The 13733-nt window shown below is 66.2% G+C and carries 8 protein-coding genes; 6 read left to right on the top strand and 2 right to left on the bottom strand.

Annotated elements, in window-relative coordinates; translation table 11 throughout:
* The first annotated feature begins 88 nt into the window (after window positions 1-88).
* From purL to LQF09_RS13050, 6 genes are all read left to right on the top strand, one after another.
* Window positions 89-4024: a phosphoribosylformylglycinamidine synthase gene (purL, locus tag LQF09_RS13075; protein ID WP_270068164.1), complete on the top strand. Its 3936-nt coding sequence runs from the start codon at window positions 89-91 to the stop codon at window positions 4022-4024.
* Window positions 4025-4158: 134 nt separating this feature from the next.
* Complete coding sequence (locus LQF09_RS13070) at window positions 4159-5484, top strand: HD-GYP domain-containing protein (protein ID WP_270068163.1); 1326 nt, start codon at window positions 4159-4161, stop codon at window positions 5482-5484.
* A 2-nt stretch (window positions 5485-5486) separates the two neighbouring features.
* Window positions 5487-6776, top strand: a complete 1290-nt coding sequence (locus tag LQF09_RS13065; protein ID WP_002932086.1) for a GGDEF domain-containing phosphodiesterase — start codon at window positions 5487-5489, stop codon at window positions 6774-6776.
* An 83-nt stretch (window positions 6777-6859) separates the two neighbouring features.
* Window positions 6860-7336, top strand: a complete 477-nt coding sequence (locus tag LQF09_RS13060) for a DUF2946 domain-containing protein (RefSeq protein ID WP_270068162.1) — start codon at window positions 6860-6862, stop codon at window positions 7334-7336.
* A gap of 134 nt (window positions 7337-7470) precedes the next feature.
* Window positions 7471-7926, top strand: a complete 456-nt coding sequence (locus tag LQF09_RS13055; RefSeq protein WP_002932083.1) for a copper chaperone PCu(A)C — start codon at window positions 7471-7473, stop codon at window positions 7924-7926.
* A gap of 182 nt (window positions 7927-8108) precedes the next feature.
* Window positions 8109-10100 carry a TonB-dependent copper receptor gene (locus LQF09_RS13050; protein ID WP_270068161.1) on the top strand — a complete coding sequence of 664 codons (1992 nt, stop codon included), beginning with the start codon at window positions 8109-8111 and terminating at the stop codon, window positions 10098-10100.
* Between the two features lie 82 nt (window positions 10101-10182).
* Here the strand turns inward: LQF09_RS13050 and lpdA are convergent, their stop codons facing one another.
* Together lpdA and aceF are read right to left on the bottom strand one after the other, a co-directional pair.
* Window positions 10183-12003 carry a dihydrolipoyl dehydrogenase gene (gene lpdA, locus LQF09_RS13045; protein WP_270068160.1) on the bottom strand — a complete coding sequence of 607 codons (1821 nt, stop codon included), beginning with the start codon at window positions 12001-12003 and terminating at the stop codon, window positions 10183-10185.
* A 10-nt stretch (window positions 12004-12013) separates the two neighbouring features.
* Complete coding sequence (aceF, locus tag LQF09_RS13040; RefSeq protein ID WP_270068159.1) at window positions 12014-13720, bottom strand: dihydrolipoyllysine-residue acetyltransferase; 1707 nt, start codon at window positions 13718-13720, stop codon at window positions 12014-12016.
* Window positions 13721-13733: the final 13 nt, after the last annotated feature.

The following is a 13733-nucleotide window of genomic DNA, read 5'->3' as shown; positions in this document are numbered from 1 at the left end:
TAATGCCGCGTTGCCCAGAAAGGCCAGAACGAGGCCGCCTCGCGGCGTCCGTCTCGCCCCTCTTTCCGACTCCGGTTTGTCCAAGAACATGACTTCGATCCTCAAGCTGCGTGGCGCCCCGGCGCTGTCTTCGTCCCGTCTGGAACGTCTTTCCCGCGCCGTCGGCGAGGTGCTGCCCAAGCTTGCCGGGCTGGCCGCCGAGCATTGGTACTTCATCGAGGTTTCGGCCGCGCTCGACGCAGGCGAGACCTCGCGTCTGACCGATCTGCTCGATGCCCGTCCGGCAAGCGCCGAGCCGCCTGCGGGCACGCTCCGCCTGGTGGTGCCGCGGCTGGGCACGATCTCGCCGTGGTCGTCCAAGGCCACCGACATCGCTCACCAGTGTGGCTTCGACAAGATCGTGCGCATCGAGCGCGGGATCGCCTACACGATCAATGCGCGCGGGGTCGAAGCGAGCGCCGGGCTGGCCGCCCTGCTGCACGACCGCATGACCGAGGCGGTGCTGGGCAGCGTGGACGAGGCCGAGGCCCTGTTCCACCACTACGAGCCGCAGCCGCTCACCACGGTGGACATCCTCGCCGGCGGCCGCGGCGCACTCGAGCGCGCCAACGGCGAGCTGGGCCTGGCGCTGTCCGAGGATGAGATCGACTACCTGGTCGAGAACTTCAGCCGCATGGGGCGCAACCCCACCGACGTCGAGCTGATGATGTTCGCGCAGGCCAACTCCGAGCACTGCCGGCACAAGATCTTCAACGCCGACTGGGTGATCGACGCGCGGCCGATGGAGAAAACCCTGTTCGGCATGATCAAGGACACCCACAAGGCCCATCCCGAGGGCACGGTGGTGGCCTACTCGGACAACGCCTCGGTGATCGAGGGCGCGCGCATCGCCCGCCTGTACCCGGATGCCGACGGCGCCTTCCGCTACCACGACGAGGACACCCACATCCTCGCCAAGGTCGAGACCCACAACCACCCGACCGCGATCTCGCCCTTCCCGGGCGCGGCCACCGGCGCCGGCGGCGAGATCCGCGACGAGGGCGCAACCGGTCGCGGCTCGCGTCCCAAGGCGGGCCTGGCTGGCTTCACGGTGTCGAACCTCAACATCCCCGATTTCGGCCAGCCCTGGGAGAAACCCTATGGCAAGCCCGAGCGCATCGCCTCCGCGCTCGACATCATGATCGAGGGCCCGATCGGCGCCGCCGCCTTCAACAACGAATTCGGCCGGCCCAACCTCGCCGGCTATTTCCGCACCTTCGAACAGGAAGTGCAGGGCGAGGTGCGTGGCTACCACAAGCCGATCATGATCGCCGGCGGCCTGGGCAGCATCCAGGGCCAGCAGGCCGAGAAGCCGACCTTCCCGCCGGGCACGCTGCTGATCCAGCTCGGTGGCCCGGGCATGCTGATCGGGCTCGGTGGTGGCGCGGCCTCGTCGATGGCGACCGGCACCAACACCGCCGACCTCGACTTCGCCTCGGTGCAGCGCGGCAACCCCGAGATCCAGCGCCGCTGCCAGGAGGTCATCGACGCCTGCTGGCAGCAGGGCGACAAGAACCCGATCATCGCCATCCACGACGTCGGCGCTGGCGGCCTGTCCAACGCCATGCCCGAACTGGCCGACCACGCCAGCCTGGGCGCGCACTTCGAGTTGCGCGAGGTGCACATCGAGGAACCGGGCATGAGCCCGCGCGAGATCTGGTCGAACGAATCGCAGGAGCGCTACGTGCTGGCGATCGCGCCCGAGAGCCTGCCGCTGTTCCAGGCCTTCTGCGAGCGCGAGCGCTGCCCCTTCGCGGTGCTCGGCACGGCGACTGCCGACGGCCACCTCACTGTGTCCGACCGCCACTTCGACAACAAGCCGGTGGACATGGACATGAAGGTGCTGCTCGGCAAGCCGCCGAAGATGACGCGCAACGTGTCTCGCCGCGCCGTGCATCTGCCGCCCTTCGACACCACCGACTTCGACCTCAAGGAAGCCGGGATGCGCGTGCTGCGCATGCCGGCGGTGGCCAGCAAGAGCTTCCTGATCACCATCGGCGACCGCTCGGTCGGCGGCCTCACCGCGCGCGACCAGTTCGTCGGCCCGTGGCAGGTGCCGGTGGCCGACGTCGCGGTCACCGCGATGAGCTTCCAGGGCTACCGCGGCGAAGCCTTCGCCATGGGCGAGCGCACGCCGCTGGCCTGCGTCGATGCAGCAGCCTCGGGTCGCATGGCGATCGGCGAGGCGATCACCAACATCGCCGCCGCCGACATCGCCAAGCTCGGCGACGTCAAGCTCTCGGCCAACTGGATGGCCGCTGCCGGCCATCGCGGTGAGGACGCCAGGCTCTTCGACACCGTCCAGGCGGTGTCCGAGTTCTGCATCAGCGCCGGGGTGTCGATCCCAGTGGGCAAGGACTCGCTGTCGATGCGCACTGCCTGGCGCGAGGGCGAGGAGGACAAGCAGGTCGTCGCCCCGCTGTCGCTGATCGCCACTGCTTTCGCACCGGTGCAGGACATCCGCAACACGCTCACGCCGCAGCTGCAGCTGCCGGAAGGCGTCGAGACAGAGCTACTGCTGATCGACCTCGGCAACGGCAAGAACCGCCTCGGCGGCTCGGTGTTCGCCCAGGCCTACGATTCGGTTGGCGAGCATGCGCCCGATGTCGACCCCGTCCAGCTCAAGGCCTTCTTCGAAACCATCCAGCAATTGCGCCGCGATGGTCTCTTGCTGGCCTACCACGACCGCTCCGACGGCGGCCTCTTCGCGACCGTGTGCGAGATGGCCTTCGCCGCCAGGTGCGGCCTGTCGCTGATTCTCGACACCGTGTGCTACGACCCCTACATGATGGATGTCGATGGCCTCGAGAAGAAGCCCGACAGCCTCAAGGGCCGTTTCGCCGACCGCCTGTTCGCGGGCCTGTTCGCCGAGGAGCTTGGCGCCGTCGTGCAGATCCGCCGCGAGGAGCGCGCCCGTGTCACCGAGCAGTTGCGCGCTGCGGGCCTCGCCTACCACTTCATCGGCGAGCCCAACACCCAGGACCAGATCCGCCTGCGTCGCAACGCCAAGCTGGTGTTCGAGGGCAGTCGCGTCGAATTGCTGCAGGCCTGGTCGGAGACCAGCTACCGCATCGCCAAGCTGCGTGACGATCCGGAGTGCGTGCAGCAGGAATTCGACGCCCTGGCCGATGCGACCGACCCCGGCCTGTCGGTGGCGCTGTCCTTCGACGTCCGTGAGGACGTGGCCGCACCCTTCATCGCCAGCGGTGTGCGTCCCAAGGTGGTGGTGCTGCGCGAGCAGGGGGTGAACTCCCAGTTCGAGATGGCAGCCGCCTTCGAGCGTGCCGGCTTCACGCCGGTGGATGTGCATATGTCCGACCTCCAGGCGGGCCGCATCGACCTCGCCGACTTCCATGGCCTGGCCGCCTGCGGCGGCTTCTCCTACGGTGACGTGCTCGGCGCCGGCCAGGGCTGGGCCAAGTCCATCCTGTTCAACGCCCGCTTGCGCGACGAGTTCGAGGCCTTTTTCCGCCGCAGCGACACCTTCGCGCTCGGCGTGTGCAACGGCTGCCAGATGATGGCTCACCTCGCACCGATCATCCCGGGCGCCGAGGCCTGGCCGACCTTCCATCGCAACCGCAGCGAACAGTTCGAGGCTCGCTTCGTGATGGTCGAGGTTACCGACAGCCCGTCCATCCTGCTGCAGGGCATGGCAGGCAGCCGCATGCCGATCGTTGTCAGCCACGGCGAGGGCAGGGCGGTGTTCCGCAGCGAGGCCGACCAGGACAAGGCGCTGCTGGCATTACGTTTCGTCGACAACCACGGCAACCCTGCGCAAGCCTACCCGGCCAACCCCAACGGTTCGCCGGCGGGCGTCACCGGCTTCACGACTGCAGACGGGCGTTTCACGGTAATGATGCCGCACCCTGAGCGCACCGCCCGCACGCTGCAGATGTCGTGGGCGCCACAGTGGCTGGTGAAGGATAGTCCCGATGCTTCTCCCTGGCTGCGCATGTTCGGCAATGCGCGGCGCTGGCTGGGCTGATACTGCAGTCGATTGCCGCAGGCCTGCCGCGTCGGCTGCCCTGTTCATGCAGGGGTGACGGGATGTCCGTCAAACTGGCTTTCACCGCTGCCTGAAGAGGTGCAGCGGTAAGTCCACGTTATGGGAGCCATCGTTTGAAGCGCACGCTGTCGACTCGTGATGTGAAGATCGGCATGTTCATTGCCGAGATCGATCGTCCGTGGATCGAAACGCCGTTCCGCTTGCAGGGCTTTCTGCTAGAGAACGTCGACCAGATGCGTGCGCTGCAGGAGTACTGCCGCGAGGTGGTGGTCGATCACACCCTGTCGGTAGGCGAGCATCACAGCAGCAAGGTGATCGATGTGAGCGCGCGTCTGCTGGGGCTGGACGGTTTGCCGCGCAGCCATCCCAGCGATGTCGAGTCCCGCCTCCAGGCAAGCCAGTTCCTCAATGTTGCCCGCAGCTTCAAGGGCCGGATCCATACGACGCGCGTAGCCCATGTCCCGCGTATTCGCAGCGAGGATGGGCGCAGCCGCCTCGAGTCGGAGCTGCTCTATTCGGCCCCGATCGTCGATGACGTCTATCGCGCCCTGCGTGAAGCTCGAATGGACATCGACAGCGCGGGCGCTGTCGATGTCGAACGCCTCGACGGCCTCGTCGGCGAGATGGCCTCCGGTGTGGAGCGCAACCCCGATGCGCTGCTGTGGCTCACCCGCCTCAAGCGCACCGACCACTACGCCTACGACCACGCACTCAATGTCTCTGTCCATGCAATGGTGTTCGCGCGCTTCGTTGGCCTGAGCAGCCGCCAGGTACGGCAGGTGGGGCTGGCGGGTTTGCTCCAGGACATCGGCAAGGTCCAGATCGATTATGCGATCCTGAGCAAGGCGGGCCCGCTCGACGACCGGGAGTTCGAACTCGTCAAGGCGCATGTCAGCAACACGGTCGACCTGCTGCGGGCGAACGAGGATTTCGATTCCGAGGTGCTGGGAATCATCGCCGCTCACCATGAGCGCTTCGACGGCACGGGCTATCCGCGCGGCCTGGCGGGCATGCGAATCCCCTTGTCCGCCGAGATCGCCGGCATCGTCGACACCTACTGTGCGATGACCCGAGACCGGGTCTATCGCGATGCGGTATCCAGCCAGAGGGCGATGGAGACGCTCAATCAGCTGCGTGGCACTCAGTTCCGCGACGCCTTGGTCGACCAGTTGCTCCAGTGCATTGGCCTGTACCCGATCGGCACACTGGTCGAACTCAACACCGGAGAGGTGGGCGTGGTGGTCCAGCAGAACCAGGTACGCCGGCTGCAGCCCCGGGTGTTGGTGCTGCTCGCACCAGACAAGACGATCGATCGTTTTCCGCGCACGCTGGATCTCATCATGCAGCCGTTGGCGCACTCCGGCGAGCCGTATCGGATCGTGCAGGCGTTGCCGCCCAACGCGCACGGTATCGACCCTGCCGACTTCTTTCTGGTCTGAGCATGAACGTCCGTATCCCGCCCGGTCTACTGGCGGCCTTGTCCGAACTTTCCGCGCGGCTGGTCGAGCAGAAGTCCACGGATTGTGGTGTCGGGGTCATAGCCTTTGCCGTGATCCCCGATCCGCTGATCCTGCGCCTGCCGTTGGAGCATGTGCGCAAGTTCGAGCGCGCACTCGAGCGCCGCCTGCTGAACAGCCTGCGGGCGCAGGATCTGCTGTTTGCCCTTGACGGCAACGAGTGGTTGATCTTGCTGCCCGCGCTGTCGAGTCCCGCCGTGCTGACCTTGGCCATGCTCAAGCTCGATCAAGCCTTTGGCCGCGAGCCGGTGCAGGTGGAGGGGCTGGACCTGCAGGTCAAGGTCGTCAGCGGTGCGGCGATGTCGCCGATCCACGGCCAGGATGCCTTTCACCTCCTGCAGTCGGCACGAATCGCCTGCCTGATGGCGCAGCGCAATGGGTCGGGCAGCCAGGTTTACGATCCGTCGATGGATCGGGTTTCGCCGCATGCGGCACGGCTCGAACGCGACTTGCGCGAGGCCTTCTTCGGTGGCAGTGCGCCCGAGCTCCATCTGCAGCCCAAGATCCACGTCGCCAGTGGCGAATGCCGCAGTGCCGAGGGCTTGCTGCGCTGGTCCGACAGCGGCGGCGAAGCCGTGCCTCCGCCCGTAGTCCTTGGGCTGATCGATCGACTCGGGCTGCGCCACACCTTCAACCGCTGGTTGTTCCAGCACGCAGCGCGCACTTTGCACGGGCTGCGCATGGCCGGGCTCGATATCGAGTTGTCGATCAACCTCTCGGCCACCGATCTCTACGACGCGGAGGTCCCCGACCTGATCGAGCAGGCGCTCAAGACATGGAATGTGGCTGCAGCCGCGCTCTGCCTGGAGATCACCGAAACCAGCATGCTCGAGGAGGCGGAGGGCGTTGGTGTGACCGATGTGCTCAAGCGCCTGCGCGAGCTCGGGGTGAGTCTCTCCATCGACGACTTCGGGACGGGCTTCTCCGGCATGAGCCGCCTCAAGCAACTGGCAGTGCAGGAGGTCAAGATCGACCGCAGCTTCGTCACCGATCTAGTGAGCTCCGCGCGTGACCGCGAGATTGCGGACTCCATCATCGATCTCTCCCATCGCCTTGGCCTGAAGGTGACGGCCGAGGGTGTAGAGCGTGCGGACACGGCGCGCGTGCTGGCCGAGATGAGGTGCGACTTCATCCAGGGCTTCCTGTACTCCAGGGCCTTGCCGCTTGACGAGTTCATCGCCTGGGTGCGTGCCCGAGCCGGTATCTCGGTCTGAAGACGAGGCGCGATGAGCTGCGGCCTGCGGCGTATTGCCGCAGCTTGCAGCCTGCCGTGTGCGGGAACTGACTGGAATCAATTGTGGGGCAGCGCCTGCCGGTATACTCCGTTCCGTTCCAGAGCACAGACCGAATCCATCGACTCGTCATGCGGCGCCTAAATCAACCCCTCTTCGCCTGGCTCGCGATCTTCGCGATGATGATGGCGGCGCTCGCGCCCACCATCAGCCGGGCGATGGGGCCGGATGCAGATGGACGGTACCTGATCGAGGTCTGCTCGGCTGAAGGATCGGGTTGGGTCGCGGTCGGCGCAGATCAGTTCGGCATGTATTCAGTACAGGGCCCGGCTGGTGGGGACGATGGCGATCCCCTGCAGGCCTTCAAGCAGTGTCCTTACTGTGGCGCCCATGCCGGCGTGGCCTTGTTGCCGGCCCTCGCCATCGCCAAGCCAGGGCCGGACGCGACGGGCAGGTCTCATCCATGGCTTTTCTTCCACGCACCGCGTCCGCTGTTTGCATGGTCGCCGTCGCGTCCGCGTGCGCCTCCGCTACCGGCCTGAGCACTCGCCTCCCGAGTATGCGTGGGCACCGCCGTGTCACGCGTCTGGGAGGGTAGATCCCGGTTGATCCGGCGCGAGCCGATCGTTCCGCCTCAACCGTATGCCGTATGCGCCCCATTCTGGAGAATTCAGTCATGAAGAAGATTGCCCTTGCCACCCTGCTCGCCCTGAGCTCCCTCCACGCCCTCGCCGAGGTTACCGTTGCCGAGCCCTGGGTGCGTGCCACCGTGCCGCAGCAAAAGGCTACCGGCGCCTTCATGCAGCTCAAGTCCGACACCGGCGCGCGCCTCGTTGCTGCAGATTCGCCAGTGGCCGGTGTCGTCGAAATCCATGAAATGCTGATGGACAAGGATGTCATGAAGATGAACCGGATCGACGCGCTCGAGCTGCCGGCCGGTCAGGTCGTGGAACTCAAGCCCGGCGGCTACCACGTCATGCTGATGGACCTGAAGGCGCAGGTGAAGGAAGGCGAGCAGGTGCCGCTGACCATCGTCGTCGAGAACAAGGACGGCAGCCGCCAGTCCATCGAGCTGAACGCCCCTGCGCGTGCGCTCAATGCGCCGATGAAGATGCAGCACGGCAAGCACTGAGCCCGGCTCGGCGCCTCCGTGACAATGGGCTGATTTTCCCGCCCGGCGTTCTGTCGCGCCCCTAGCACCTCACCTCTGTACATGAAGCCATCATCCAGGCGCCCAAGGGCGCCCGGAGGGGCAGACTCATGCCTGCGCCAGGCGCGTCCGGCACGGCTGCCCCAGATATCGAGAGCACTGAAATGAACAAAAATCTCCGCCGCCTGCCGCTTGCAGTCGCCATCTCCCTTGCACTCCCGGCGCTCGCAAGCGCCCAGGATGCCATGCTTGGCAGCGTTGTCGTCACTGCACCCGTGACCGAGGCCCCGCTTACCGTCACTACTGATCCGAAGGCGCCGCGCCAGCCGCTGCCTGCGCACGACGGCGCCGACTACCTCAAGGCCATCCCGGGCTTCTCCGTCATCCGCAAGGGCGGGGCGGATGGCGACCCTGTCCTGCGCGGCATGTCGGGGTCGCGTCTTGGAATCGTGCAGGATGGATATGAGGTGCATGGTGGGTGTGGCGGCCGTATGGATCCGCCGACAGCCTATGTGTACCCGGAGTCCTTCGATCGCGTGACGGTCCTGAAAGGGCCGCAGACCGTGCTCTACGGATCAGGCAACTCGGCCGGCATCGTGCTTTTCGAGCGCGACAATCCGCGCCTGGCTGAGGCCGGCTGGCGCGCCAACGGCAGTCTCACGGTGGGCAGCTGGGGGCGCAACGACCAAGTCTTCGATGCCAAGGCAGGCAACCCCGACTTCTTCGCGCGCATCGGTGCGACGCGCTCGGACAGCAACAACTACAAGGACGGCAGTGGCCGAGAGGTGCATTCGTCCTACACGCGCTGGAGTACCGATGCCGCGCTTGGATGGACGCCCGACGACGATACGCTTCTCGAACTGGCCTTCGGGCGCAGCGATGGTGAGGCCGCCTACGCAGACCGTGGCATGGACGGCTCGAAGTTCGCACGCGAGCATGTGAACCTCAAGCTGGACAAGCGCAAGCTCTCGCCGCTGGTGAGCCGTGTCGAAGCGCAGCTGTTCTACAGCTACATCGACCACGTCATGGACAACTACAGCCTGCGCCGGCCCATGGCGACGCGCAATGTCAGCAACCCCGACCGCGAGACCTGGGGCGCGCGGGCAGCGCTCACATTGACACCGTCCGACAATGTCGAACTGGTGCTGGGCGCCGATCTCAAGGATGACACCCATACCGGTCGCATGGTGTCGGTCGCTGCGCCGGCCTTCCCTGATCGCAATGCGGTAGCGCGCACGAAGGACTACAGCTTCGAGCGCCACGGCGTGTTCGGAGAACTGCGCTACAGCTTTGATGACGATAGCCGGCTCATTGGCGGCGTGCGTGCCGACCGCCACGAAGTGCGCAAGCACAGCGTTTCGCGAGACCAGGCAGATACCCTCGGCTCGGGCTTCGTCCGCTACGAGGCAGCATTCGATGAAGGGCGTGGCACATGGTATGCCGGCCTCGGGCATGCGAGCCGCTTCCCCGACTTCTGGGAGTACATGCGTGCATCTGGCGCCGGGGGTACCCGGACATTCGATACCCTGCAGCCCGAAAAGACCACCCAGCTCGATATCGGTGCGCTGTGGGCTGCGGGCGATCTGGCAGGGTCGGTTTCCGGCTTCTACGGCAAGATCGATGACCACATCCTGATCAAATGGATGCCGGCGCCCGTGGGCGTGCGCAACGTCGATGCCACGGTGTATGGGCTGGAGGGTGACCTCACCTGGCGCTTCGCCTCCAACTGGAAGGCAGTCGGTACGCTTGCGTGGGTGCGGGGTACGAACGATACCGACAACAAGGCGCTTGCGCAGCAACCGCCCCTGGAGGGCCGCGTGAGCGTGGACTACGATGACGGTCGCTTCTCGTACGGGGCGATGGTGCGCCTGGTGGCCAAGCAGGATCGCGTCCACATCGGCTACGGTGGCATCGTTGCCAATGGTGCGGATACCGGCACTACGCCGGGCTTCGCGACCCTGTCGCTCAATGCGGGCTGGCGTCACAGCAAGCATGTGCTGATGACCGCGGGTATCGACAACGTGTTCGATCGCACCTATCGCGAACATCTGTCCAAGAGCGGTGCGGCAATTCCGGGCTACATCGCTCCGAGCGGCGCGCCGATCAACGAGCCTGGCCGTACCTTCTGGCTCAAGGCGCAGGTGGCGCTGGACTGAGTCCGGTCGATCGCGGCAAAGTCAAAGCCCCCGGCTCCCCTCGAACAAGGGGAGCGGGGGGCTTTTCAGACGCACTCCTGGATTACTTCTTGCGCATCGGCGGCAGGTCGGTACAACTGCCATGGGCCACTTCGGCCGCCATGCCCACCGTCTCGCCCAGGGTCGGGTGCGGGTGGATGGTCTTGCCGATGTCGACCGCATCCGCACCCATCTCGATGGCCAGGCAGACCTCGCCGATCATGTCGCCGGCCGACGGCCCGACGATGGTGCCGCCGATGATGCGGTGGGTCTCGGCGTCGAAGATCAGCTTGGTGAAGCCGTAGTCGGCGCCGTTGGCGATCGCGCGCCCGGAGGCTGCCCACGGGAACTTGGCGGTGTCGACCTTCTTGCCTTCGGCCTTGGCCTGCGCCTCGGTGTAGCCGACCCAGGCCACTTCCGGATGGGTGTAGGCCACGCCCGGGATCACGGTGGCGTCGAAGGCCGCCTTGTGGCCAGCGGCCACTTCGGCCGCGACGTGCGCCTCATGCACCGCCTTGTGGGCGAGCATGGGCTGGCCGACGATGTCGCCGATGGCGAAGATGTGCGGCACGTTGGTGCGCATCTGCGCATCCACCGGGATGAAGCCGCGCTCGCCGACGATCACGCCCGCCTTGTCGGCGCCGATCTTCTTGCCGTTGGGCGCACGGCCCGCCGACTGCAGGACCATGTCGTAGCGCACCGGCTCCGCAGGGGCGCCTTCGCCTTCGAACTTGACCCACAGACCGTCGTCCTTCGCCTCGACGGCGACGGTCTTGGTCTTGAGCATGATCTTGTCGAAGCGGTGGGCGTTCTGCTTCTCCCACACCTTCACCGCGTCGCGGTCCGGACCCTGCATCAGGCCGTCCATCATCTCGACCACGTCGATGCGCGCACCGAGCGTCGAGTACACCGTGGCCATCTCCAGGCCGATGATGCCGCCGCCGATGACCAGCATCTTGCCCGGCACCTGGCGCAGTTCCAGCGCGCCGGTGGAGTCGACAATGCGCGGGTCCTTCGGGATGAAGGGCAGGTGCACCGCGGCCGAACCGGCAGCGATGATGCACTGCTTGAACTTCACCACCTTCTTGGCGCCGGTCTTGTCCTGGCTGGTGCCGGTGGTTTCCTCGACTTCGAGGTGATGTGGGTCGAGGAAATGGCCGTAGCCGCGGATCACATCCACCTTGCGTGCCTTGGCCATGCCGGCCAGGCCGCCGGTGAGCTTGCCGATGACGCCGTCCTTGTGCTTGCGCAGTGCGTCGACATCGACCGACGGCTTGGCGAAGCTGATGCCGGCGCTGTGAACATGCTCGGCCTCCTCGATCACCGCGGCGACGTGCAGCAGGGCCTTGGAAGGGATGCAGCCGACGTTCAGGCACACGCCGCCGAGGCTGGCGTAGCGCTCGATGATCGCGGTCTTGAGGCCGAGGTCGGCAGCGCGGAAGGCCGCCGAGTAGCCGCCCGGGCCGGCGCCGAGCACGACCATGTCGTACTCGGCATCGGCCGCGCCGCCGTGCGAGGCAGCGCTCGGTGCCGCAGCGACGGCAGCAGCCCCCCCTGTGGGAGCGGCGCCAGCCGCGAGCTTCTGCTCGGCGGCAGCGCTTGCGGGGGCTTCCGAAAGGCTCGCGGCTGGCGCCGCGCCTACGGCGGAGGCGGCCTCGACCTTCAGCAGCACCGCGCCCTCGGCAACCTTGTCGCCAACATTGACCAGCACTTCCTTGACCACGCCGGCAGCCGAGGACGGTACGTCCATCGTTGCCTTGTCGGATTCGAGTGTGCAGATGGCGTCATCGACCTTGATGCTGTCACCGACTTTGACGAACAGTTCGATCACCGGTACGGAATCGAAATCGCCGATGTCCGGAACCTTCACTTCAACTAGGCTCATGGCGATCTCCTTACAGCATCACGCGGCGGAAATCCGCCAGCAGTTGCGCGAGGTACACGTTGAAGCGGGTGGCCAGCGCGCCGTCGATGACACGGTGGTCTGCGGTCAGTGACATCGGCAAGGTCAGGCGCGGCACGAAAGCCTTGCCGTCCCAAACCGGCTTCATCACCGACTTGTTGACGCCCAGGATGGCGACTTCGGGCGCATTGACGATCGGCGCGAAGTAGGTGCCACCGATGCCGCCCAGCGAGCTGATCGTGAAGCAGGCGCCCGACATGTCGGCGGGCTTGAGCTTGCCGTCACGCGCAGCCTTGGCCAGCGCGCCGGTTTCGGCGGCGATCTCGAACACGCTCTTCTTGTCGGCGTCCTTCACCACCGGCACGACCAGGCCGTTGGGGGTGTCTGCCGCGAAGGCGATGTTGAAGTACTTCTTGTAGACCAGGTTGTCGCCATCGAGGCTGGTGTTGAACTCGGGGAACTCCTGCAGCGCGCGCACCGAGGCCTTGATGATGAAGGCGAGCATGGTGAGCTTCTTGCCCGACTTCTCGTACTCCTTGTTCATCTGCACCCGGAAGGCTTCCAGGTCGGTGATGTCGGCATCCTCGTGATAGGTCACCGCCGGGATCATCACCCAGTTGCGGGCGAGGTTCTGGCCGGAGATCTTCTTGATGCGCGACAGCGGCTTGACCTCGACCTCGCCGAACTTGGCGAAGTCGACCTTCGGCCACGGCAGCAGGTCGAGTCCACCCAACTGAGCACCGCCCAGAGAGGCACCAGCCGCGACGGCCGGGGTCTTGCCCGGCACCACGCCGGTCGTCATCGCGCCCTTGATGAAGGCGGCGACGTCTTCCTTGAGGATGCGGCCCTTCGGCCCGGTGGCCTTGACCCGGCCGAGATCGACGCCGAGCTCGCGGGCAAAGGCGCGCACCGAGGGGCTGGCATGCACCTTTCCGCCGACCTTGACCGCGGACGGTGCCGCTGCGGGCATCGAGGCGGGAGCGCTGACGGCGGGGGCGCCGTCGACCAGCGGCGCGGGCGAAGGCGCGGCGACCTGAGCTGCCGCGGCGGCTGGGGCGACGGGAATGGCGGCGACCGCTGCACCAGCGGCCTCGACCTTCAGCAGCACGCTGCCTTCGCCGACCTTGTCGCCGACCTTGACCAGCACTTCCTTGACCACGCCGGCGGCGGAAGACGGCACATCCATGGTGGCCTTGTCCGATTCCAGCGTCGCGATGGCGTCATCCACCTTGATCGTGTCGCCGACCTTCACGAACAGTTCGATGACGGGCACGGCGTCGAAATCGCCGATGTCCGGCACCTTCACCTCGACCAAGCCGCCCGCGGCGGGCGCGGCAGCTGCCGGCGCGGCACCGGCCCCTGCGGGAGCCGGGCTAGCCGCGAGCTTTTGCTCCGCGGCGGCGCTTGCGGGGGCTCCCGAAAGGCTCGCGGCGGGCGCCGCTCCTACAGCGGCGGATGCGGCGGATTCGAGCTTGATCAGCACGGTGCCTTCGGCAACCTTGTCGCCGATGCCGACGAGGATTTCCTTGACCACGCCTGCGGCGGACGACGGCACATCCATCGTGGCCTTGTCGGACTCCAGTGTGGCGATCGCGTCATCGATGGCGATGGTGTCACCGACCTTCACGAACAGTTCGATCACCGGCACAGCGTCGAAGTCGCCGATATCCGGGACCTTCACTTCAATGAGTTGGCTCATGTTCTTGTCTCCT

The organism is Thauera sp. WB-2 (assembly GCF_027594845.1).
Taxonomy (GTDB): Bacteria; Pseudomonadota; Gammaproteobacteria; order Burkholderiales; family Rhodocyclaceae; genus Thauera; species Thauera mechernichensis.
This window is presented reverse-complemented; position numbering and strand designations above follow the sequence as displayed.

Coding starts and splice junctions, on each gene's coding strand:
- purL (WP_270068164.1), top strand. CDS start 89: ATGACTTCGATCCTCAAGCTGCGTGGCGCCCCGGCGCTGTCTTCGTCC.
- LQF09_RS13065 (WP_002932086.1), top strand. CDS start 5,487: ATGAACGTCCGTATCCCGCCCGGTCTACTGGCGGCCTTGTCCGAACTT.
- LQF09_RS13055 (WP_002932083.1), top strand. CDS start 7,471: ATGAAGAAGATTGCCCTTGCCACCCTGCTCGCCCTGAGCTCCCTCCAC.
- LQF09_RS13050 (WP_270068161.1), top strand. CDS start 8,109: ATGAACAAAAATCTCCGCCGCCTGCCGCTTGCAGTCGCCATCTCCCTT.
- lpdA (WP_270068160.1), bottom strand. CDS start 12,003: ATGAGCCTAGTTGAAGTGAAGGTTCCGGACATCGGCGATTTCGATTCC.
- aceF (WP_270068159.1), bottom strand. CDS start 13,720: ATGAGCCAACTCATTGAAGTGAAGGTCCCGGATATCGGCGACTTCGAC.